This is a genomic window from Sphaerimonospora sp. CA-214678, from assembly GCF_050942215.1.
In the GTDB taxonomy this organism is placed as follows: domain Bacteria; phylum Actinomycetota; class Actinomycetes; order Streptosporangiales; family Streptosporangiaceae; genus Sphaerimonospora.
Genome location: NZ_CP192056.1, coordinates 3651978 through 3673560 on the forward strand (window position 1 = coordinate 3651978; position 21583 = coordinate 3673560).

At 69.3% G+C, this 21583-nt stretch carries 16 protein-coding genes; 7 read left to right on the forward strand and 9 right to left on the reverse strand.

Annotated features, from left to right (window positions below; all coding sequences use genetic code 11):
• Positions 1–445: 445 nt before the first annotated feature.
• Positions 446–3295: a glycosyl hydrolase family 95 catalytic domain-containing protein gene (locus tag ACQP1K_RS16410; RefSeq protein WP_433496582.1), complete on the forward strand. Its 2850-nt coding sequence runs from the start codon at positions 446–448 to the stop codon at positions 3293–3295.
• Between the two features lie 276 nt (positions 3296–3571).
• Here the strand turns inward: ACQP1K_RS16410 and ACQP1K_RS16415 are convergent, their stop codons facing one another.
• Positions 3572–6007 carry a non-reducing end alpha-L-arabinofuranosidase family hydrolase gene (locus ACQP1K_RS16415; protein ID WP_433496583.1) on the reverse strand — a complete coding sequence of 812 codons (2436 nt, stop codon included), beginning with the start codon at positions 6005–6007 and terminating at the stop codon, positions 3572–3574.
• Positions 6008–6957: 950 nt separating this feature from the next.
• On the opposite strand from ACQP1K_RS16415, the gene ACQP1K_RS16420 reads away from it, so the two are divergent.
• A complete protein-coding gene (locus tag ACQP1K_RS16420; protein WP_433496584.1) occupies positions 6958–8331 on the forward strand; it encodes an extracellular catalytic domain type 1 short-chain-length polyhydroxyalkanoate depolymerase in 1374 nt (457 codons plus the stop codon).
• A 302-nt stretch (positions 8332–8633) separates the two neighbouring features.
• Entirely contained in the window at positions 8634–9239 is a 606-nt protein-coding gene (locus ACQP1K_RS16425) for a class I SAM-dependent methyltransferase (RefSeq protein ID WP_433496585.1), read from the forward strand.
• Positions 9240–9376: 137 nt separating this feature from the next.
• Here ACQP1K_RS16425 and ACQP1K_RS16430 read toward each other — a convergent pair whose 3' ends face one another.
• The 4 genes from ACQP1K_RS16430 to ACQP1K_RS16445 form a co-directional block, all read right to left on the reverse strand.
• Complete coding sequence (locus tag ACQP1K_RS16430; protein WP_433496586.1) at positions 9377–10936, reverse strand: class I adenylate-forming enzyme family protein; 1560 nt, start codon at positions 10934–10936, stop codon at positions 9377–9379.
• A gap of 217 nt (positions 10937–11153) precedes the next feature.
• Positions 11154–11606, reverse strand: a complete 453-nt coding sequence (locus ACQP1K_RS16435) for a nuclear transport factor 2 family protein (protein WP_433496587.1) — start codon at positions 11604–11606, stop codon at positions 11154–11156.
• Positions 11607–11642: 36 nt separating this feature from the next.
• Complete coding sequence (locus ACQP1K_RS16440) at positions 11643–12167, reverse strand: VOC family protein (protein ID WP_433496588.1); 525 nt, start codon at positions 12165–12167, stop codon at positions 11643–11645.
• A complete protein-coding gene (locus tag ACQP1K_RS16445) occupies positions 12164–13315 on the reverse strand; it encodes an acyl-CoA dehydrogenase family protein (RefSeq protein ID WP_433496589.1) in 1152 nt (383 codons plus the stop codon). The genes ACQP1K_RS16440 and ACQP1K_RS16445 overlap by 4 nt, the downstream gene beginning before the upstream one ends.
• Before the next feature lie 172 nt (positions 13316–13487).
• Here ACQP1K_RS16445 and ACQP1K_RS16450 point away from each other — a divergent pair, with 172 nt between their 5' ends.
• Complete coding sequence (locus ACQP1K_RS16450) at positions 13488–14993, forward strand: class I adenylate-forming enzyme family protein (protein ID WP_433496590.1); 1506 nt, start codon at positions 13488–13490, stop codon at positions 14991–14993.
• A gap of 141 nt (positions 14994–15134) precedes the next feature.
• Here the strand turns inward: ACQP1K_RS16450 and ACQP1K_RS16455 are convergent, their stop codons facing one another.
• The 3 genes from ACQP1K_RS16455 to ACQP1K_RS16465 are packed head-to-tail and all read right to left on the reverse strand — an operon-like array spanning position 15135 to position 17473.
• Positions 15135–15914 carry an enoyl-CoA hydratase-related protein gene (locus tag ACQP1K_RS16455; RefSeq protein WP_433496591.1) on the reverse strand — a complete coding sequence of 260 codons (780 nt, stop codon included), beginning with the start codon at positions 15912–15914 and terminating at the stop codon, positions 15135–15137.
• Between the two features lie 18 nt (positions 15915–15932).
• Positions 15933–16955 (reverse strand): phosphotransferase family protein, encoded by a 1023-nt coding sequence (locus ACQP1K_RS16460; RefSeq protein ID WP_433496592.1) that lies wholly within the window; start codon positions 16953–16955, stop codon positions 15933–15935.
• The gene (locus ACQP1K_RS16465; RefSeq protein ID WP_433496593.1) at positions 16952–17473 is read right to left on the reverse strand and encodes a hypothetical protein; all 522 of its coding nucleotides are present in this window, start codon (positions 17471–17473) and stop codon (positions 16952–16954) included. Before ACQP1K_RS16465 ends, ACQP1K_RS16460 begins: the two co-directional genes overlap by 4 nt.
• Before the next feature lie 134 nt (positions 17474–17607).
• Between ACQP1K_RS16465 and ACQP1K_RS16470 the strand changes: the two genes are divergently transcribed.
• Positions 17608–18372 carry a hypothetical protein gene (locus ACQP1K_RS16470; protein WP_433496594.1) on the forward strand — a complete coding sequence of 255 codons (765 nt, stop codon included), beginning with the start codon at positions 17608–17610 and terminating at the stop codon, positions 18370–18372.
• A gap of 49 nt (positions 18373–18421) precedes the next feature.
• Here the strand turns inward: ACQP1K_RS16470 and ACQP1K_RS16475 are convergent, their stop codons facing one another.
• Positions 18422–19495, reverse strand: coding sequence for an LLM class flavin-dependent oxidoreductase (locus tag ACQP1K_RS16475; RefSeq protein ID WP_433496595.1), 1074 nt, complete (start codon positions 19493–19495; stop codon positions 18422–18424).
• A gap of 88 nt (positions 19496–19583) precedes the next feature.
• Between ACQP1K_RS16475 and ACQP1K_RS16480 the strand changes: the two genes are divergently transcribed.
• A complete protein-coding gene (locus ACQP1K_RS16480; RefSeq protein WP_433496596.1) occupies positions 19584–20576 on the forward strand; it encodes a DUF7064 domain-containing protein in 993 nt (330 codons plus the stop codon).
• The gene (locus tag ACQP1K_RS16485; RefSeq protein WP_433496597.1) at positions 20573–21583 is read left to right on the forward strand and encodes a quinone oxidoreductase family protein; all 1011 of its coding nucleotides are present in this window, start codon (positions 20573–20575) and stop codon (positions 21581–21583) included. The genes ACQP1K_RS16480 and ACQP1K_RS16485 overlap by 4 nt, the downstream gene beginning before the upstream one ends.

The window sequence follows — 21583 nt, forward strand, 5'->3', positions numbered from 1 at the left end:
CCGCCTTCGGGTTCTCCGGTGCGAACCGGGGGGATACGGCGCACCGGTCCGCCTGATGCGGCCGGGCAGACCTGGCCGGACCGGCCACCGGCGCGGTCGCGTGAAACGTTCATCTCGCCCGCCGTGCCCCCCGGCGGCACCCTCCTCGGGCGGCGGCCGGCCGAGCGCACCGGCGACCCGGTTTCCCGAGGCCCGGACCAGCGGGCATTCCACCATGACGACGTGAGCGGCAGGCACGGAGAGATCCCATCTCTACCGCCGGAATTGGCGCAGGTTCCGCCGGATTTCGGTGAGTCGTTTGTGCCCATTGACGGAATTGATCACATGTTTGTAGCCTCCCCTTGCCCGGAGTCTCTTAGTTCACAGGTCGGCCGAACATCCGCTCGATATCCAGGTAGTGATCGAATCGATTCGAGAGTCACACCCTCGGGCTTGGAGGACCGGAATGTCGGAGTTATCCCGCAGGCAAGTGCTGAAGTTCGGTGCGGCCGGAGCCGGAGCCGCGCTGTTGCCGCTCCAGTGGACGGCGGCGGCGCGTGCCGCGTCGGTGGCGCCCGCCGAGGTGCGAGCCGCGAACGATCTGGCGCTGTGGTACGACGAGAGCGCCGGCACCGAGTGGCTGCGTGCGCTTCCGATGGGCAACGGCCGCCTGGGCGCCATGGTGTTCGGCAACGTCGGCACCGAGCGGCTGCAGCTCAATGAGGACACCATCTGGGCCGGCGGGCCGTACGACCAGAGCAACTCGAGGGGCGCGGCGGCCCTGGGGCAGATCCGGCAGCTGGTCTTCCAGAACCAGTGGAGCCAGGCCCAGAGCCTGGTCGACCAGAACATGCTGGGCAATCCCTCCGCGCAGCTGGCCTACCAGACCGTCGGCAACCTGCGGCTCGCCTTCGGCAGCGACGCCGGGGTCTCGGAGTACAACCGTTTCCTCGACCTGACCACGGCGACCACGACCGTGTCGTACCTGCAGAACGGCGTGCGATATCGGCGCGAGGTGCTCGCGAGCGCGCCCGACCAGGTGATCGTCATTCGCCTGACCGCCGACAGACCCGGCTCGATCACGTTCTCCGCGACGTTCGACAGCCCCCAGCGGACGACGCGCTCCAGCCCGGACGGCGCGACGGTGGCACTCGACGGCGTCTCCGGCGACCAGCGTGGCCTGGCGGGCAAGGTCAGGTTCCTGGCACTGGCCCGGGCCGTCGCCCAGGGCGGCAGTGTCAGCAGCTCGGGCGGCACGCTGCAGGTGAGGGCGGCGGACAGCGTGACCGTGCTGATCTCCATCGGCTCCAGCTACGTGAACTACAAGGACGTCAGCGGTGACTACCAGGGCATCGCTCGGCGGCACCTCGACGCCGCGGACGACAGGTCCTACGACGACCTGCGCGCCCGGCACGTCGCCGACTACCAGCGGCTTTTCGGGCGCACGACGCTCGACCTCGGCCGCACGGCGGCGGCCGACCAGCCGACCGACGTCCGCATCGCGCAGCACGGCAGCACCGACGACCCGCAGTTCTCCGCCCTGCTGTTCCAGTACGGCCGCTATCTGCTGATCTCGTCCTCGCGTCCGGGCACTCAACCGGCCAACCTGCAGGGCATCTGGAACGACTCGCTGACTCCCTCGTGGGACTCGAAGTACACCCTCAACGCCAACCTGCCGATGAACTACTGGCCGGCCGACACGACGAACCTGTCGGAGTGCTACGAGCCGGTGTTCCAGATGATCGACGATCTCACGGTCACCGGCGCCCGCACGGCCCGGGCGCAGTACAACGCCGGCGGCTGGGTGACCCACCACAACACCGACGGGTGGCGGGGCTCGTCGGTCGTCGACGGGGCGTTCTGGGGCATGTGGCAGACCGGCGGCGCGTGGCTCGCCAGCATGATCTGGGACCACTACCTCTTCACGGGCGACGTGGAGTTCCTCCGGCAGAACTACCCGGCGATGAAGGGCGCCGCGCAGTTCTTCCTGGAGACCCTCGTGCGGGAGCCGAACCTGGGATATCTGGTTACGAACCCGTCGAACTCCCCCGAGCTCGCCCACCATTCGGGCGTCAGCGTGTGCGCCGGCCCGACGATGGACAACCAGATCCTGCGTGACCTGTTCAACGGCTGCGCCAACGCCTGCCAGGTGCTCAACGTCGACGCCGATTTCCGGACACAGGTCCTGGCCGCCAGGGACGGGCTCCCGCCGATGAAGGTCGGCTCGCGCGGCAACATCCAGGAGTGGCTGTACGACTGGGTCGAGACCGAGCAGAACCACCGGCACATCTCGCACCTGTACGGCCTGCACCCCAGCAATCAGATCACCAAGCGCGGCACCCCCGCCCTGTACAACGCCGCGCGTCGGACCCTCGAACTGCGCGGTGACGACGGGACGGGCTGGTCGCTCGCCTGGAAGATCAACTACTGGGCGCGGATGGAGGAGGGGAACCGGGCGCACACCCTGCTCCGCCTCCTGGTGACGACGGCCCGGCTCGCGCCGAACATGTTCGACCTGCACCCCCCGTTCCAGATCGACGGCAACTTCGGCGCCACGTCCGGAATCGCCGAAATGCTGCTGCAGAGCCACAACGGCGAGCTGCACGTGCTGCCCGCACTGCCGACCGCCTGGCCGAGCGGGAAGGTCCAGGGGCTCCGGGGACGTGGCGGCTACACCGTGGACGCGTCGTGGGGCTCCGACGGGTCCACCGAGATCCTCGTCAAGTTCGACCGCGACGGCACGGTGAACGTACGCAACCGGATCTTCACCGGGACCTATCAGGTGGTCGACACCGCGACCGGCGGTACCGTCGGCGTCACCGAACCCGAGGACGACGTCATCGCGCTGACCGGCCAGGCCGGCCGTACGTACCGCATGAGCGGGGCAGCGGGGCCCGCGCCGTCGACCTATGTGCGGATCACCAACGTCACCTCCGGCCTGGTGCTGGACAGCGGCGGCAACGTCGGCTCCGGGTCGAACCTCAAGCAGTGGAGCTGGGACGGCAGCACCAACCTGCAGTGGCAGCTCGTGGACCTGGGCGGTGGGTGGTACCGCATCGTCAACCGCACCAACGGCATGGTCGCGGACAGCTGGGGCAACGCCGCCAACGGCGCCGCCGCCAGGCAGGCGCCGTGGAACGGCGGCAACAACCAGCAGTGGCGGCTCAACGGCGTCGGCAACGGCCGCTACCAGATCATCAACCGCGGGACCGGCACCTCCCTCGACGGCATGGGCAACCGCACCGTCGGCTCCACCGTGTGCATGTGGACGCCGAACAACAACACCAACAACCACTGGACCATCACGGGCCTGTGACGGCCCGCGGCGCCTCAATCGAGATCGGCACACGGTGAGGAAAGGCCCCTCCGATGCGGCGCTTCGCCGCATCGGAGGGGCCTTTCCCGCACGGCCGCCGACGACTCCGTCCCATGAGCGGCGGTACGCCGAGTGATCGCCGGCCGGTCCCCGACAACCGGAAAGGTGCACCTGATTCCGTTCGGATGCGATCAGGGTGATCGCGTCCTCGCACGAATCAGGTGCACCTTCGTCAGTTCACCGGTCGTGCCCGGCCCGTACGCCGGACAGCGGGGGTCAGCGCTGCAGGGTCAGCAGACCCGGCCGGTAGGGCAGGAGACCGTAGTCGCCGCCGGAGTTGGGGCTGCGGCCCTGGTAGAGCAGCTGCAGGTTGCAGGGGTCGACCGTCTTGGTCTGGTCGGGGTTGGCGCGGACCAGGTCACCGTGGCTGATGTCGTTGGTCCAGGTGGCGCCGCTGTTGGCCTTGCCGGCGAAGGGGTTGCTCTCGCTCGTGGCGTTCGGGGTCCACGTACCGTTCAGGCTGGTGGCCGTGAACGAACGGAAGTAGCGGCCCTGCGAACCGATCGCCTCAACGATCATGAGGTACTTGTTCTGGCCCTGGAGCTTGTAGACCTCGACTCCCTCGAACAGGTTGTTCGTCGAGTCGCTCATGATCGTGGTGTAGTTCGAGCCGAAGTTGCCCGGGAAGTTGCCGATGGGCATGCTGGACCGGTAGATCTTGCCGTTGTCGCCGGCGAAGAACAGGTACATGTTGTTGTCGTCGCCGATGAGCGTCTGGTCGATGGGGCCCGTCCCGGAGCCGGAGATACTCCCGGTGAAGAGGGTCTGCTGCGAGGACCAGCCGTTCGGGTTGGACGGGTCGGTCGACGTCCGGTAGGAGAAGGCGGTCCCGCCCCACTGGTAGGCCAGCACCCAGATGTTCTTCGGAGCGAAGTAGAACAGCGTGGGCGCGACGGTGGAGAAGTTCATCGTGTTCTGGCTGGCCGAGGCCATGTCGGACCAGTTCGAGAAGAGGCCGAAGTTCATCGAACCCCACCTCGTTCCCGTGTCGTGCGTCGTCGCGTAGACGAGGTGCTTGCCGTTGTAGACGACGTTGGTGAAGTCCTTCAGCGAGACCCATCCCGACTTCGGGTTCGCCAGCGAACCCGTCGACGTCCAGCGGTAGGTCGTCGGAAGATCACACGTGCCGGGCGTCGGAGTCGGAGTCGGTGTGGGCGTGGGGTTGGGGGTGGTGGTGCCACCGCTCCAGTTCCACTTCTGGTTGTCGCCGCCCCAGCAGGAGTAGAGCTGGAGCTTGGTGCCGTTGCCGGTGCCGCCGCCGACGGCGTCCACGCACTTGCCGGACTGGACGCCGACGATGGTGCCGTCGGAGTTGAGACGCCACTTCTGGTTGTCGCCGCCCCAGCAGCTGTAGATCTGGATCACCGCGCCGTCACCGGTGCCGCCCGCGTCCAGGCACTTGTTGCCGTAGACCCGGAGCTCCTGGGCAGAGGTGTAGGTCCACTGCTGGTTGGTGCCGCCGTGGCAGTCCCACAGGTTCAGCTGGGTGCCGTCGGCGGTGCTGTAGTTGGGCACGTCCACACAGCGCCCGGAGCCGACGCCCTTGATCGTCCCGGAACCTCCACCACCAGGCGGCGGGGTGACGGTCGGAGTCGGGGTCGGAGTCGGGTTGGGGTTGGGGCTGGCGGCGTTGAGCGCGTTCAGCACCGAGGTGTAGGCGGCCTTCTTGTTGCCGTTGCCGTCGAACAGCAGCGGGTTCTGGTTAGAGCGCCAGGAGTCGCTGTCGCGGACGCCCCACACGGTGATGCCGACGCAGCGCGGCACGGCCAGGCAGTCGTTGACGATGTTGGCGTAGGTGGTGGCCGAGGCGCCCTCGACGTCCAGCTCGGTGATCGCCACGTCCACGCCCAGGGCGGCGAAGCTCTGCAGCGTGGTGCGGAAGTTGGGGTTGTAGGCGCTTTGGTTGTTGAAGTGACCCTGGAACCCGACGCAGTCGATCGGCACGCCGCGCTGCTTGAAGTCGCGGACCATGTTGTAGACGCCCTGCGTCTTGGCCCAGGTCCAGTTGTCGATGTTGTAGTCGTTGTAGCACAGCTTGGCGGCCGGGTCGGCGGACCGCGCGGTGCGGAAGGCGACCTCGATCCAGTCGTTGCCGGTCTGCTGGAGGTTGGAGTTGCGCCGGGCGCCGGAGTTGCCGTCCTCGTAGGCCTCGTTGACGACGTCCCAGTAGGGGATCTTGCCCTTGTAGTGGGCCATGACGCCGTTGATGTGGTCGATCATGGCCTGGCGCAGCGAGCCGCCCGACAGCGACTGCATCCAGCCCGGCTGCTGGGAGTGCCAGGCCAGGGTGTGGCCGCGGACCTGCTTGCCGTTCTGCACGGCCCAGTTGTAGATCCGGTCGGCCTGGGTGAAGTTGAACTGCCCCCGGTTGGGCTCGGTGGCGTCGATCTTCATCTCGTTCTCGGCCGTGATCATGTTGAACTCACGGTTCGCGATCGTGGTGTACGTCGAGTCACCGAGCCTGCCGGCCGCGATGGCCGTGCCGAAGTACCGGCCGCTCTGCGCGGCCGCCGCGCCCAGCGTGCTCGCCGCGGCGTCGGCGGGAGCCTGAGCCGCCACCAGAACTGTGGCAGCGCCGAGAATGCCGAGGGCACCGGTGGCCAGGGCCCGGCGTAACCGGGCTCCAGGCGAGGATAGGGCGTTCGTGCCCATTTCTGAGCCTCCGTAACTGCATCACCAATAGAGGGGGAAGCGCGGGGACATCCCCGCGGGCTCGACGCCGCGCCCCGCCCGATTCGGGTGGACGCACACCACCGGGGCGTCGCAGATGCGCGGCCCCCCTGCCCGTGCACCAGCCGGCAGCGGGGACCGCTTTGGAGACCAAGTGTGGAAACCGACCCGAAACTTGTCAAGACCGGAAGAGAAAGTTTCGACAAATTTCTTCTCCGACAGAACGAGAACCGCCTGTTGAAGCGGAGAATATCGGGACTGAAACTTTCGGAATCTCGTGTGCCGACATGGGAAGCGATAGTGAAAGTTTCAACATCAGATCGGCACCGATCGGGCGCGCCGCCGCGAAGACTCCCAGGTGGACCGGGGTCAGGGCCCGCACAACCGGCGCGCGACACCTCGGTCCCTTGACAGGGCTCCGTCACTCGTGTTTGCTCCACCCCACACCACCTCCATCTGTCCGCCGGAGAAGGGACCTGGCCGATCAACTGAATGTGAGCGCTAACATCCGCAGTGCACCACTCGGTACCCGTTATGCCCGATCGGAACAGTCCGCTGTAGGTACTCATTCGCATGAGCTGAAATATCTGCACTTTCCATCGTTAACGTAGGCACCGCACCGAGATGGTGCGGTACGCACACGGGCGGCGGAGGTCGGCTCACGGCGGCCGGCGTCGGCACGGGGTCTCGTCTCCACGCGGCGACTCCATCGCATCGGGTCCAGCCACCCCGTACCCGTATGTCGCCGAGCCCGCCGTGGTCGCCCCTCCCCACCCCTGCTGTCCAGTGAACGGTCGGCTCCCCCGGGAGTGCGAAGCAGGACCGCGACCCGACGCGCGGTACCGGTCCGGAGTTCCGCCACGCCCCGGAACGACGTCACCCTGCCCGACCGACGAAGCGCGGCCCCCTACCCCCCGAGAAAAGGCGGAAGGATGAGACGGCACATCAGAAAACTCGCCGGCGCCGGCATCACGGCAGTGATCACGGCACTGTCCATGTTCATGGCACCGATGCCGCAGGCGTCGGCGGCGAGCCTGACCGAGGTGACCAACTTCGGCACGAACCCCGGCAACATCCGGATGTACCTGTACGTCCCCAACCAGGTCGCACCCCGTCCCGGCATCCTGGTGGCGATGCACGGCTGCAACGGCACGGCGTCCGGCTTCTACCAGGGCACCGAGTTCGCCTCGCTGGCCGACCAGTACGGCTTCATCGTCATCTACCCGCAGGCGAACAAGAGCGCCAACGGCCTGTCGAACTGCTTCGACGTCTGGTCGAACGAGGCCCTGCGCCACGGCGGCGGCAGCGACCCGGTCTCGATCGTCTCCATGGTCGACTACGTCAAGCAGCGCTACAACGGCGACGCCGACCGGGTGTTCGCCACCGGCTTCTCCTCCGGCGCGATGGAGACCATCAACCTGCTGGCCACCAACCCGGAGGTGTTCAAGGGCGGCGCGCCGTTCTCCGGCGTGCCCTTCGGCTGCCTCGGACCCGCGGGATGCGGCGACAGGACCCCCCAGCAGTGGGGCGACCTGGTACGCAACGCCTACCCCGGCTACACCGGACCCCTCCCGCGCGTGACCGCCTGGCACGGCACCAACGACAACGTGCTGAACTTCAGCATGCTGCAGAAGGAAGTCGACCAGTGGACGAACGTGTGGGGAATCAGCCAGACCCCCACCTCCACCAGCAGCCCGCAGTCCGGCTGGACCCGGCGGGTCTACGGCTCCGGCCAAGTCGAGGCGTACACCATCAGCGGAGCCGGCCACGACCTGCCGCACCGCGGGATGGCCATCCACGCCATCCGCTTCTTCGGCCTCGACGGCACCTCGCCGACCCCCACACCCACCCCGACGCCGACCCCCACACCCACACCCACGCCCACCCCGACCCCCACACCGACGCCGACCTCGCCCGGCGGTTCCGGGATGATCAAGGGTGTCGCCTCCGGGCGCTGTGTGGACGTGCCCAACTACAGCACCGCCGACGGCACCCAGCTGCACCTGTGGGACTGCCACGGCGGCACCAACCAGCAGTGGACCTCCGCCTCCTCGGGCGAGATCCGGGTCTACGGCAACAAGTGCCTGGACGCGGGCGGCACCGGTGACGGCGCCGTGGTCCAGATCTACAGCTGCTGGGGCGGCGACAACCAGAAGTGGCGCGTCAACTCCGACGGCAGCATCGTCGGCGTCCAGTCCGGCAAGTGCCTGGACGCGGTCGGCGCCGGCACCGGCAACGGCACCAAGCTCCAGATCTACTCCTGCCACGGCGGCAACAACCAGAAGTGGACCTGGAACGGTTCCTGACATCGCACCACCGTCAGCGGAGATGGCCGGGATCCCGGAATTCCGGGGCCCGGCCATCGGCCGTACCGCATCGGCGGCGTAGGCGGAGCCGTCTCGGCCCCGGGTGGCGGAGGCGGCCGGCACGGTCATCGGCGGGCCGGTCGTGGCCGCCGCCGAGGGCGGCTACACGGCCCTGGCGGTAGGGCTGACGTCATGCTCCTCGGCGGGCTCGCCCCGGCCCGCGTCCGCCGTACCGGCTGACCGCGGCGCGTACGAGCACTCCGCAGCGAAGCCCCACCGCCCCGCTACGGGAGAATGCGGACATGGTTGAACAGAGCATCTGGATGCAGAAGGTCGCCGCCGACCCCGATCACTCCACCTGGTACATCGAGCGCTTCCGTGCCATGGCCCGCGCCGGCGAGGACCTCGCCGGGGAGGCCCGCCTCGTGGACGCCATGGTGCGGCGCGGCGCCCGCATCCTCGACGCCGGCTGCGGATCCGGCCGGGTCGGCGGCGCGCTGGCCGAGGCCGGTCACGACGTCGTCGGCGTCGACGTCGACCCGGCCCTGATCGAGGCCGCCGAGCAGGACTACCCGGGGCCGCGCTGGATGGTCGGCGATCTGGCCGAACTCGACCTTCCGGCACGGGGCGTCGGCACGCCGTTCGACGCCATCGTCTGCGCCGGGAACGTGATGGCGTTCCTCGCCCCGAGCACCCGGCGCGAGGTGCTGAAACGGTTCCGCGAGCACCTCGCGCCGGACGGCCGGGCCGCCATCGGCTTCGGCGCCGGCCGCGACTACGAGTTCGGCGACTTCCTCGCCGACGCGGCGGCCTCCGCGCTCGAACCCGACCTGCTGCTGTCCACGTGGGACCTGCGTCCGTTCACAGACGACTCGGGCTTCCTGGTCGCACTCCTCCGTCCCGTCTGACGCGCGCGCGGCCGTCCGCGAGAGCGGGCGGGCCGGCGTCGGCCCAGGCATCGGCGGACGCCGGATCCGCTCTGGCGCCATCGGGCCGGCCGGCACGCACACCGGTGGGCTCGGGTGGTCCGGCCCGCGACGTGCCCTCAGGTGGCGGATTGAACGGTGTACCGCTTCCGCAGTTCCTTCTTCAGGATCTTTCCGGTCGCGCTGATCGGCAGGGTCGAGACGAACTCCACCGACCGGGGCTTCTTGTACGAGCTCAGGCGCTCGGCCGCGAACGCGAGGAGTTCCTGCTCGCTGACCGTGCTGTCGGCCCTTCGGCACACGACCGCGTGGATCGCCTCACCCCACCGGGGGTGCGGCACGCCGATCACCGCCACCTGCTGGACGTCGGGATGCTGCTCCAGAACGCGCTCCACCTCGACGCTGAAGACGTTGATCCCACCGGTGATGATCATGTCCTTCAGCCGGTCGACGATCGTGATGAAGCCCTCATCGTCGACCACCGCGACATCGCCGGTCTTGAACCAGGACTCCTCACGGCTGCGCTCGGTCTCCTCCGGCATCCGGAAGTACCCCGGGGAGATCGTGGGTCCGGACAGCCAGATCTCGCCCGCGGTCCTGCCGTCGTGCGGGACGTCGTCGCCCTCGGGGGTCACGACGCGCAGGTTCACCAACGTCTCCGGTTTCCCGATCGAGGACAGCTGCCGGAGTTGCTGCTCGGTGCCCTCCGTGAACAGGTTCTGCGGTCTGAGGATCGTGCCGCAGGAGTAGCTTTCCGCCATACCGTAGATGGGGTTGAAGACGTCGCCCATCAGCTCTCGTGCCCGCTTGAGCACGGGGGCGGGGAACGGCGATCCGCCGGACATGATGCCGCACAGCGACGACAGGTCATATTGCGTGATATCCGGATTCGACACAACCATCTGCACCATGGTCGGCACGATGATGGTGTGAGTGACCCGGTACTCCTGTACCAGTTTGGGGAACTCGGCCGGGTCGAACGCGGGCGGGATGATCGTACGGCCGCCCTTCAACAGGACCGGGTGCAGACCCGACGGCCCCCCGGGATTGAAGAAGTACGGAATGTTCTGCAGCGCCGTCCCGGCTTCGGGGACGTCCAGCTCGGCGGCCCAGGCGAGCAGCGCGGAAATGGCGTTCCGATGGGTCAGGATCGCCGCCTTGGGAACGCCGGTGGTCCCGCTCGTGGCGCCCAGCTGGTAGATGTCGTCCTCATCGATCGCCGTCCGCGGCTCGTCCGCTCCGGCGGACGCGATGAGCGCCTCGAGATCGAGCCGCAGTCCGTGCCCCGGCCCGAATCCGATCACGTGCTTGACCGACTCGACGTCCGGCAGCCACCCGCGTGCGCTCTCCAGCAGGTCGGCGTGCACCAGGACCGCGGCCGGCTCCACATAGGAGAGGTACGAACTCATCTCGTACGGCGAGAGCCTGACGTTCGTCGGCGCTCCGATCACTCCCGACTTGGCACAGCCGAAGAAGAACTCGATGTACTCACTGCAGTTCGGGGCGTATAGGGCGACCCGGTCGCCCTTCGACAGTCCCAGCCCGAGCAGGGCGTTGGCGAATCTGTTCGCTCTTACGTCCAGCTCTCGCCAGGTCCACCGCGTATGGCCCGGGACAACGACCGCGTCCCTGTCCGGAAAGAACTGCGCGTTACGTCGGACGATGTCACCGACCAGCATGGTCTGACTCCTTAGGTTCTGGTCGTTCCCGGCACAGGTCTCCGCCTCCGATCGCAGCCGGATGTCATTCGCCCCCCTCAACTCCGGTCGGGCGGTCCAACGAGCCGCGACAGCTCGGCGTGATTCACGTCTTCAGGCCGGATCTCCTGATCCCATTCCAAGAATGGTGAGTATGACGTTCAACGTCAATAGTTAACCTAGATGAAGCTCATCCGGGTCAGTCCGCGACGGCGTTCGGGTGCGGGTACCACCGCTCCTTTCCCGCCCCCTTCCGGTGCAGGAAGCCGAACGACCGCTCGGCGAAGCGCCAGCCGTCCTGTTCCGTCCTGACGAGGCGATCGACGTAGACGCCGGTGAACTCGAAGGTGTCGCCGGCCGAGTCGGCGCCCTTCTCGCTGATGTACCAGGTCGCCGTCGCCGTCTCCCCCGCGACGTCGACGTGTCCGCTGTGGGTCAGCTGAACGAGCCGGCTGAAGTTCCTCAGCAGACCGGCCAGCAGACCGGTGACCGCCTCGTGGCCGACCGCCGGCGGCACCCCGGGCACGTGCCACGCCCCGTCCTCCGTGAACAGAGCGGCCACCTCCTTCGGGGCACGCCGGTTGACCGCGTCGGTGAAACGGGCGGCGAGGTCGCGGATTTCAAGCTGATTCCTGAGATCGTCGGGTGCCATGTTCTCTCTCCTCGAGCGGAATTCGACGGGGGTCCGTCAGGGACTGGGGGTTCCGGAGCCGTTGGGGGCCTTACCGGCGAGGACGTCGTCGAGGGTGTAGTCGCGCGCCGGCCCGTAGTCGGGCCCGGGACGCGCGATCTGGAGCAGGACGCCGAAGGCCTCGCGCGGGTGGAGGAAGACCTCGTGCCAGTCGGGGTCGGCGGCCGAGGCGCCGTGCACCCGGTAACCGAGCCCCTCCAGCGTGGCGATCGTCTCCGCCATCTCCCCGGCCACGGTGAAAGTGAGGTGATGCAGTCCGCCCAGCGGAGAGCGCCGGAAGAAGCTCTCCAGGAACGTCGATCCCGGGAGCGGTTCGAGCAGCTCGACCTTGCCCCCGCCCCGGAAGCTCAGCTGCAGGCCCCGGTAGCCCACCCGCACGTTGTCGCCGCCGAGATAGAACTGTCCGCCGAGCATGTCCCGGTACATCGGCAGCAGATCACGGATTCTGCGGGCCGCCACCGCCGCGTGGTCGAACCCGGCGGCCAGCGGGAGCCCGGGAACGGCGGGGATCGGGGGGATCACGGGGTGCCCTTGGCGAGTTGCCTGGCGATCACGTTGCGCATGATCTGGTTCGTCCCGCCGGCGATCTCGTACAGCTTGGTCTCGCGCCAGTAGCGCTCCATGCCGTACTCGACCATGTAGCTGTAACCGCCGAGGATCTGCATGCCGCGTGCCGCGCACCTGGTCCCGGCCTCCGAGCCGTAGACCTTGGCCATGGACGCCTCCAGCCTGCAGTCCAGGCCCTGCTCCAGCAGCCAGGCCGCCTGCCAGGTGATCAGCCGGGCGGTCTGCACGTCCATCGCCATGTCGGCGAGCATGTGCCCGACCGCCTGATGCTCGATGATCGGCTTGCCGAACTGGACGCGCTCCTTGGCGTACTTCAGCGCCATGTCCAGCGCGCCCTGGCCGAGGCCGGTGCCCTCGGCGCCGACGTAGATCCGTTCCGCGTCGAGAAGCTGGAAGATGATGCTCGCACCATCCCCCAGCTCGCCGACGAGGTTCTCCTTCGGCACCCGCACGTCGTGCAGGAAGACCTCGCACGTGTGGGTGGCCTGGCCGGCCAGCTTGCGCAGCGGCCGTACGGTCAGGCCCTCCGCGTCCCGCGGGACGAGCAGCACGGACATGCCCCTCGACGCCGGTGCGTCGGGATCCGTGCGCACGAACGCGAAGATGTAATCGGCGGTGTCGGCGCCGGTGGTGAACACCTTCTGGCCGGTGATCACGAAATCGTCGCCGTCCCGCACCGCCCGGGTGGACAAATGGGTGAGATCAGACCCGGCCTCAGGCTCCGTCAGGCCCATCGCCATGCGCATCGTCCCGGCCGCGACCTGGGGCAGGATCTCCTTCTTCTGCTCCTCGGTGCCGAAGTGGTAGACGCCCTTGGCGCAGAACGTGGCCGTGGGCAGCCAGGCGTAGGCGAGGGCGGCGCTGGCCCGCGCGATCTCCTCGACAGCGATGCAGATGGAGATCTGGTCGGCGGCGCTGCCGCCGTACTCCTCGCCGAACGCCATCCCGCACAGGCCGAGCTCGGCCGCCTTACGGTAGAGCTCGGAGTTGAACTCCTCCTCCCGGTCGAAGCGCGCGACCACGTCGACCGGCGCCTCCGCCTCGAAGAATTCGCGCAACGTCCGCCGAAACTGCTGGTGTTCGCCGCTGATGGTGAAGTCCATGTCGCCTCCCGCCGGCTTGGTGCCGCCTCATGCCCCGGCACACGTGGCCGGCCGACCGTCCCGAAGTCCACTTGTCGCTACGCCGGAACCCTGGCGCTCTCGACCCGTTCACTGTAACGTGATTTAACGCTCAACGTAACATGTCGATCCGAGTTTCCATGGTGGAGATGGGATGCGCTACCTCGATCTGATCCGCGGCGCCACCAGCCGGTTCGGCGGCAAGACCGCCGTGTCGGAGGGCGATCGACGGATCACCTTCGACGAACTGGACGACCGGGTGGGGCGGCTCGGCTCGGTCTTCCGAGCTCTGGGCCTGGTCCCCGGCGACCGGGTGGCGCTCCTGGCCGCCAACGAACTCGAGTACGTGGAGATCCAGGCGGCGTGCCTGCGCTCGGGCTTCGCCCTGGTCCCGCTGAACATCCGCCTCACGCCGCGGGAGCTGGGATTCATCCTCTCCGACTGCGCGCCCGGCCTGCTGATCGCGGGACGGGGCGAGGACGGCCGTGCGGCGGCCCTGGCGGCGGACGCCGGAATCCCCAACGTGCTCGGCCTCGGCTCTCCCGAAACCGTACCGTCCTACGACGCCGCGCTGGCCGGCGCCACCCCCGACCCCGGCGCAGACCCGGATGACTTCGAACTGCCCGCCACCATCCTCTACACCTCCGGCACCACCGGCTCGCCCAAGGGCGCGGTCATCGACCGGCTCGGCTTCACCGCCCGCGTCATGATCAATGCGGCGGAGCTCCAGGTGCGGTCCGGCGACGTCCACCAGGCCAGCCTGCCCATGTTCCACATCGCCGCGTTCCTCGCGTACGCCCATACGGCCGTCGGCGGAACGGTGGTCATGCTGCCGGAGTTCGCACCGGAGCTCGCCCTGCGCACGATGGCGCGGGAGCGGGTCACCACCACCGTGCTGGTTCCCACGATCATCGGAATGCTCCTGGAGAGCCCCGTCATCGACGAGGTCGACCTCTCCGCGCTGCGCCTGATCATCTATGGCGGATCGTCCATCGAGCCCACGCTGCTTCGGCGTGCCATAGCACGGTTCTGCTGCGGCTTCCATCAGCAGTACGGCATGACCGAGACCGGCGGGCAGACGATCCTCCGCCCCGCCGACCATGATCCGGCGGACACCGAACGGCTCGCCTCCGCGGGCACGGAGGCGATCGGTCTCGAGGTGCTGGTGGTCGACGGCGCGGGCGAACCCGTGCCCCAGGGGGAGATCGGCGAGATCGTCTGCCGGGGGCCCTCGGTGATGCTCGGCTACTGGAACCGGCCGGAGGCCACCGCCGAGACACTGCGCGACGGCTGGATGCACACCGGGGACATGGGGTACCGGGACGACCGGGGCTATCTCCACGTCGCCGACCGGCGCAACGACATGATCGTCACCGGTGGCGAGAACGTGTACCCGCGGGAGGTGGAGGCGGTGCTGACCGAACACCCGGACATCGCCGAGGTCGCGGTGGTCGGCACCCCCGATCCCAAATGGGGGCAGCTCGTCACGGCCGTCCTGATCGGTGAGACGATCCCCTCCGACGCGGAGCTGGACGCCTGGATCAGGGAACGGCTGGCCACCTACAAGGTGCCCCGCCGCTGGATCCGTACGGAAGAACTGCCCCGCAACGCCACCGGCAAGGTGCTCAAGCACCGGCTGCGCACGATGCTGTCGGACTGACCGGAACCGATCGGCCCGGCCGCCTGGTGAGGCGGCCGGGCCGGGGAACGGTCGGAGGAATGGCGGCGCCGGCTCTCGACCGCTGTCGGCCGTCCGCTGTCAGCGGACCGCCCTCAGCCGCCCGCCGCCGGCGGACCGCCGTCAGTCGCCGCGGAACTCCGGAGGGCGCCGCTGGAGGAAGGCACGCACGCCCTCGCCGAAGTCGTGGGTGAGCCACAGCTCGGCCACCCGCCGCTGCTCCAGGTCCAGCTGCTCCTCCAGCCCGAGCACCGTCGCCCGGTCGACCAGCTCGCGCACCCGGATCAGCGCCAGCGGAGGGGCGGCCGCCAGCGAGGCGGCCAGCTCCTGCGCGGCCCGCAGCGCGGATCCGTCCGGCACCGGCGGCTCGGCGAGACCCAGCGCAGCGGCGTCCGCCGCGCCCACCGGCCGGTTGCGCAGCAGCAGGGACAGGGCACGGGCCGAGCCCAGCATCCGGGTCAGGAAGTAGGACACCCCGCCGTCGGGGGACGCCCCGATCCCCATGTAGCCGGGGATCAGGCGGGCGCTCTCGGCGAGGATCCGTACGTCGGCGCAGAGGGCGAGCCCCATCCCCGCACCGACGGCCGGCCCCTCGACGGCGGCGATCAGCGGCACCGGCAGCCGGCGCAGCAGCTTCAGCGAGGCGTGCAGTCTCTCGACCAGAGGTGTGAGCACGGCGGCCGGCTCGCCGGCCAGCGCCTGGTCGACCAGGGCGAGGTCGGCGCCCGCGCAGAACGCCGGGCCGCGCCCGGCCAGCACCAGGGCGCGGGCCCCCTTGTCGAGCAGGGCGGAAGCGGCCGAGCCCAGCGACGCGGCCAGTTCGACGGTGAGCGCGTTCATCCGGTCCGGCCGGTTCAGCTCGATGGTGCCCACCGAACCGGTGAGCGATGTCTCCAGAGACACAGGGACTCCTAAGTCGGCTCAGTACCCGATGGTGCGCAGGCCGTGATCCATGCACATGTACGGGACGCCCATGCCGAGACGTACGAACGTGGCGTCGCGGACGCCGTCCGGGCCGAACTCGCTGAGCAGCGGGAAAGACGTGCAGATGTACTCGGCGTCGATGAAGACGGAGTAATACCTGATCCGCTCCTCATCGATCGGCGGCCCGCCCGCCTTCTCGTAGGCTTCGAACATCTCCTCACGCGGCAGCAGGGCGTCCGCGCCCCGCCACAGCGCCGAGGCCCAGTCCTTCATGGGGTCGCCCAGGTGGGCCTGCTCCCAGTCGGTGAGGGCCACCACCCGGTCGCCCTCGTAGATGAAGTTGCCGACGCCGACGTCGCCCCAGACGAGCGAGGTGCGTGAGACCTCGGTGGGCACGTTCCGCTTCAGCCAGGAGAACAGGGCCTCCACCACCGGCATGGGCTCCGGGTCGGCGGCGCGGTAGGCCTCCTCATAGTGGGCCAGCTCCAGCAGCGCGCAGTCCTCCGGCCGCTGCGGCACGGCCATGAATTCGCCCAGCCCGGCGCTGTCCCAGTCGAGGGTGTGGACGGCCGCCAGCCGCTCGGCCAGATGCCGGCCGATCCGGCGACGCCGCTCCTCGCCTCCCGGGGCGAAGAGCCTGCCGGCCGAGGCGCTCCCCGGCACGGTACGCCGCACGTAGAACGGCGCCCGCCCGATCAGGGACTCGTCGGACTCGTACCAGAGCGCCTCGGCGACCGGGACCTTGGTCGGGGTGAGCGCAGCGAAGGTGCGGTACTCCCGCTCCAGGCTGACCGGCACCACCGAGCCTTCGGGGTGGTCGATCCGTACCGTGAGCGAGTCGTCGAACTCCACGCCCGCGCGGACGCCGGTCACCTCGGCGAACCAGGTCTCCCTGGACATCCCGCCGACGTTGCGCTTCAGTGAGACGACCGTGAGGCTGTCGGCCGCCAGCCGGTCACGCAGGTAAGCGCCGAGGCGCTCGGCGTCCAGCCCGGAGGCGGTGTTGGTCCCCGCGCTCATGACGCCACCGGCCGGAACGACATGAACAGCGGCTCCACCAGCGGCTTGGTCCGATCCACCTGCCGTCGCACCAGGCGGTACACCTCGTCTCTCAGCTCCCCTAGCTCGGGGTGGCCGGCGTCCTCGGCGTCGTCCAGCCACCGCATCACCGCGACGACCACGCCGCGCAGCTCCTCGTTGCGCCCGACGGCGTCTTCGGGCTCGGGCCGGTCGCCGGCCCGCTCCGCGGCGCCCGCCACGATCTCGGCCAGCTCCTCCCATCGGGGAGAGCCGTCCCGGCCGGAACGTTCCGCCAGGGCGGCGGCGCGGCCGCCGACCGCCGCGAGGACGGTCAGCATGTCGGCGCTGTCCTCGGCCATCATGTCCATCTCGCCGGCCAGGCGCAGTTTCAGATGCTGGAGGACGAGATCCATCGCGGAGCCGACATATCGGGCCCAGCGATCCTCGACCTTGGGCAGCAGGCTCTCGTTGAGGGACAGCCGGAGGCTGTCCAGCAGGTCATCCGGTGAAGGTCGCACACGAACCTCTCGTCGTCGGGGACGGATCGCACAGGTATAGAATTTAACGTAAGCCGTTAAGGAACAGCAAGGAGCGGCGGACCTTGTCCGACGTTTGACGTTCATAGTTGGATTCACTCATGGACCAGCCTACGATGACGAGGTCAGGGGACGCCCGGAGCGGCGGCACCTGGGACAAGACCATCTCCCACTTCCTGCCGGCCTCGGCGGTCACGCCGGAGGAGGCCGACCGGTACTACCGTCGGGTGCACAGTCGCTTCGCCCGGCGCTTCCTCCGGGAGAAGAGCCAGGTGATCAGCTACCACGTCAACCGGGCGACGGCCGAGTACGACCTGCTCGGCGGCTGGGAACGACGGCCACGGGCGTTCCGCTACGTGGTACTGCGCTACCTGCCCGGCCGCGGGCTCGAGTACAGCGACGACCTCCGCGAGACGGTCGTCGCCGACCATCGCCTGTTCCTGCGCGAACTACGCCCCTTCCGGGTACGCGAGGAGGTCCTGCTCGACCGGCTGGCCGGACAGACCGCCCTGGAGAAGTACCTCTTCGAGTTCGACCGCGCCGACGGCGTCGACCCGGCCGCCGCCCGGGAGCATCTGGACGGCGGCCTGAACACGCTGGCCGAGGAGGCGTCGTCGGCCTTCGGCATCCGGCAGATCCTGGTGGACCACGTGATCGCGGAGCAGATGACCGCGCCCGTCGACGAGCCCGGGCAGCGTCCGCTCCCGCGGACGCTGCCGTCGACCTCCCGCCAGGCGTTCCTGGAGGTCTACTTCGACCAGCGGGAGTGGGCCGAGGAGTTCTTCGCCCGGCCGTCCGTCCGCGCGGTGCTCCAGGACCGGTTCTGGGCCGCGGCGCACGGTTACCGGGTCGAGGAGCAGTGCGGCCTCGACCGCCGGTGAGGCGTCCGGCCTCCCCGCGTTCCGGCAGGCACGCGTCCTGTCACGGCTGTCACCCGGCCGGCGAGGCGAGCTCCATCAGCGGCTCGTACGACTCCAGCAGCACGCGGCGGGCGTCCCGATCGGCGCTGCCCGCCTCGTACCTCATCCCGCTCACGTTGACCAGCAGCACATCGTCCACCGTCTCGGCGTACTCGGCGATCCGGCGGCGGCACTCCGCGGGCGTGCCCGCCACCGTCAGCCGGTCGACGACCTCGTCGGTGACGGAGCGGCGCGCAGCGGCGAGATCGCCACGCCGGACGTACCGATCCACGTCGTCGGCGACCCGCTCGTAGCCCTGCCTGCGCAGCAGCGCGTCGTAGTGGGGATGGGGCTTGCCCGCGTACAGGTTCACCACCGCAGCGCGCGCCGCCGCACGGGCCCGCTCGGCGTCCTCGTCGACGGCGACCAGGGCCGCCATCATCACCGAGAAGCCCGGCCGCTCCGCCCGGCTCCGGCACTCGGCCGCGACCTCGGCGACGTACTGGGCCGACTGGAGACTGCCCAGCGCGATCCCGTCGGCGACCAGCGCGGCCAGCCGGGTCATCTTGGGCGAGGTGGCGGCCAGGACGATGGGGATGGACTCCCGGACGGGGTCGACCTGGCAGCGCCAGCCCGCCATCCGGTGGATCTCGCCCGCGTAGTCGAGTCGTTCGCCGCGCCTCGCCCGGGTCACCAGCCGCATCAGCTCGACGTACTCGCGCATCTTGCGCAGCGGCCGCTCGACGGGGACGCCGTGGTGGCTCTCGTTGGTGACCCGGTTCCCGCTGCCGACGCCGAGGACGAGGCGTCCGCCGGTCACCTCGTCGAGGTCCACCGCGCTCATCGCGGCGATCAGCGGGGTACGCACATGCGCGTTCAGCACGTACGGTCCCAGCGCGATGCGCTCGGTGCGCTCGGCCATGATCGCCAGAGTGGCGAACCCCGACCGCCACGCCTCGGCCAGGTAGACGCCGCCGTACCCGGCGCTCTCTGCGCGCGCCGCGATTCCCGCCATGTCGGAGACGGTCAGGCCGCCGCCGCCGGCCAGCATGAGCCCGAGCTTGGCCTGCCGTACACCGTCCGGCCCACCGGTCTTCTGATCCATGTCACCTCAACCTGATATGTGACGTGCAACGTAAGGTTCTTTCCGTTAGAGTAGCGCACAGCGATCTAACGTGAAGGGTGAACGAGGCATGGGAACCGTACCGATTCTTGAGCAGGACGAGTACATGCACGAGCCCACCGACCACCCGCAGTTCAACGAGTCGGCCTACTACAACTTCGTGGACGGCGACTCGGGCTTCGCGGTGCTGATCAGGATGGGCAACCGGGTCAACGAGGGCCACGCCGAGGTCACCGTTCTGCTCTATCTACCGGATGGCGCCGCCGCCATCCGCTTCGACCGCGCACCTATCACGAGCAACGAGAGGTTCGACGCCGCCGGACTCAGGTTCGAGGTCGTCGAACCGCTGAAGAAGATGAAGGTCACCTTCGACGGCACGGCGTACCTGCTGGAGAAGGGCACGGCCCTGGAGAACCCCAAGCAGGCGTTCACCACCAGCCCCGTCGTCCCCCTCACGCTCGAACTGCACTACGAGAACGTCGTCCCGGTCTACGGCCTGGGCGGCGGCTCCGGCATCCAGGGCGCGGAGGACAGCATCGCCGTCGGCCACTACCAGGGTCCCTGTTCGGTGCGCGGCTGGGTGGAGGTCGACGGCGCCCGCCGCGAGATCAACGGCCTGGGCTTCCGCGACCACTCCTGGGGCCCGCGCATCTGGCAGGGGCCGCACTACTGGCGCTGGCTCTCGTGCATGGTGGACGAGCGCAACGGGTTCGTCGCCTGGGCCCAGAAGATCGGCGACGTGCCCTCGCCCGGTAACGGCATGGTGCTGCGCGACGGCGTGGTCGAACTGGTCGACCGGGTCTCGGTGAAGAGCGAGTACGGACCGGCCCCCTACTACGCGACCACGATGAGCGTCTCGATGTGGACGGAGTCGGGAGAGCATGTGGAGGCCTCCGGCCGCGTCTTCCACAACGTCCCCCTGCGCAACCGGCGCGACGGGGAGATCGCCCGACTGGCCGAGTACCTGGTCGAGTTCGACTACCGCGGCGCGACCGGCCACGGCATCTGCGAGTACCACGACCGCATGGTCGACGGAGTCCCGGCCGGGATGCGCGAAGCATGAGCCGTACGACCATGAAGGGGCTGCGCTTCGCCGCGCACGGCGGCCCCGAGGTGCTGAGCTGGGACGACGTCCCGGTACCGGAACCCGGCCCGGGCGAGCTGCTGATCGAGGTGCGCGCCTTCGCCATCAACTGGGCCGACCTGCTGGAGCGCGCCGGTAAGTACCCCGGCGCGCCGGAGCCGCCCTACGTCACCGGTCACGACCTCACCGGTGTGGTGGTGGCCCATGGGCCGGGCACCGAGGGCCCGGCGATCGGCACCCGCGTCTTCGGGGTCATCCCGCGCGGCGGCGCGGCTGCGGAGTTCGTCGCCGCGCCGGCCGATCAGGTCTACCCCGTGCCCGACGCGCTCGACGACCACAAGGCCGCCGGCGCCGCCGGTCCCTATCTCACCGCTGACGCCGCCATCGTCACCCTCGGCCGCCTGCGTAAGGGCGAGGATGTCCTGATCCAGGCCGCCGCGGGGGCGTACGGCTCGGCCTGTCTGCAGCTCTGCCGTGCCTACGGAGCCGGCACGATCATCGCCACCGCCGGTTCCGCCGCCAAGGTGGAGCAGCTCCGACGGTGGGGAGCCGACGTGGCGGTCGACTACACCACGCGGGACTTCGCCGAGGTGGTCACCGAGGTCACCGGCGGACGCGGCGTGCCGCTGGTGCTGGAGTCGGTCGGTGGCGACGTCCTGGGCCGCAGCCTGGACTGCGTCTCCCCCGGCGGCCGCCTGGTCAGCGTCGGCGCCAGCAGCGGCAGGAGCAGCGACCGGTTCCGCCTGCACACCCTGTTCGAGCTGGGCATCTCGGTGTCCGGCTTCACGCTCGGCAAATGGCTGGAGCGCAACCCCGAGCTGGTCCGTCCCTCCGTCGAGCGGGTCCTCGGGCAGTTCGAGACCGGTGCCGCCGACCCGGTGGTCGCCCGGGTGTTCCCCGCGGCGGAGGTGGCCGACGCACACGCCTTCCTCGCCGGCCGACGGTCCATCGGGCGCACGGTCGTCGCCATGACCCCTACCTTCTGA

Coding starts and splice junctions, on each gene's coding strand:
- ACQP1K_RS16410 (WP_433496582.1), top strand. CDS start 446: ATGTCGGAGTTATCCCGCAGGCAAGTGCTGAAGTTCGGTGCGGCCGGA.
- ACQP1K_RS16415 (WP_433496583.1), bottom strand. CDS start 6,007: ATGGGCACGAACGCCCTATCCTCGCCTGGAGCCCGGTTACGCCGGGCC.
- ACQP1K_RS16420 (WP_433496584.1), top strand. CDS start 6,958: ATGAGACGGCACATCAGAAAACTCGCCGGCGCCGGCATCACGGCAGTG.
- ACQP1K_RS16425 (WP_433496585.1), top strand. CDS start 8,634: ATGGTTGAACAGAGCATCTGGATGCAGAAGGTCGCCGCCGACCCCGAT.
- ACQP1K_RS16430 (WP_433496586.1), bottom strand. CDS start 10,936: ATGCTGGTCGGTGACATCGTCCGACGTAACGCGCAGTTCTTTCCGGAC.
- ACQP1K_RS16435 (WP_433496587.1), bottom strand. CDS start 11,606: ATGGCACCCGACGATCTCAGGAATCAGCTTGAAATCCGCGACCTCGCC.
- ACQP1K_RS16445 (WP_433496589.1), bottom strand. CDS start 13,315: ATGGACTTCACCATCAGCGGCGAACACCAGCAGTTTCGGCGGACGTTG.
- ACQP1K_RS16450 (WP_433496590.1), top strand. CDS start 13,488: ATGCGCTACCTCGATCTGATCCGCGGCGCCACCAGCCGGTTCGGCGGC.
- ACQP1K_RS16460 (WP_433496592.1), bottom strand. CDS start 16,955: ATGAGCGCGGGGACCAACACCGCCTCCGGGCTGGACGCCGAGCGCCTC.
- ACQP1K_RS16470 (WP_433496594.1), top strand. CDS start 17,608: ATGACGAGGTCAGGGGACGCCCGGAGCGGCGGCACCTGGGACAAGACC.
- ACQP1K_RS16475 (WP_433496595.1), bottom strand. CDS start 19,495: ATGGATCAGAAGACCGGTGGGCCGGACGGTGTACGGCAGGCCAAGCTC.
- ACQP1K_RS16480 (WP_433496596.1), top strand. CDS start 19,584: ATGGGAACCGTACCGATTCTTGAGCAGGACGAGTACATGCACGAGCCC.
- ACQP1K_RS16485 (WP_433496597.1), top strand. CDS start 20,573: ATGAGCCGTACGACCATGAAGGGGCTGCGCTTCGCCGCGCACGGCGGC.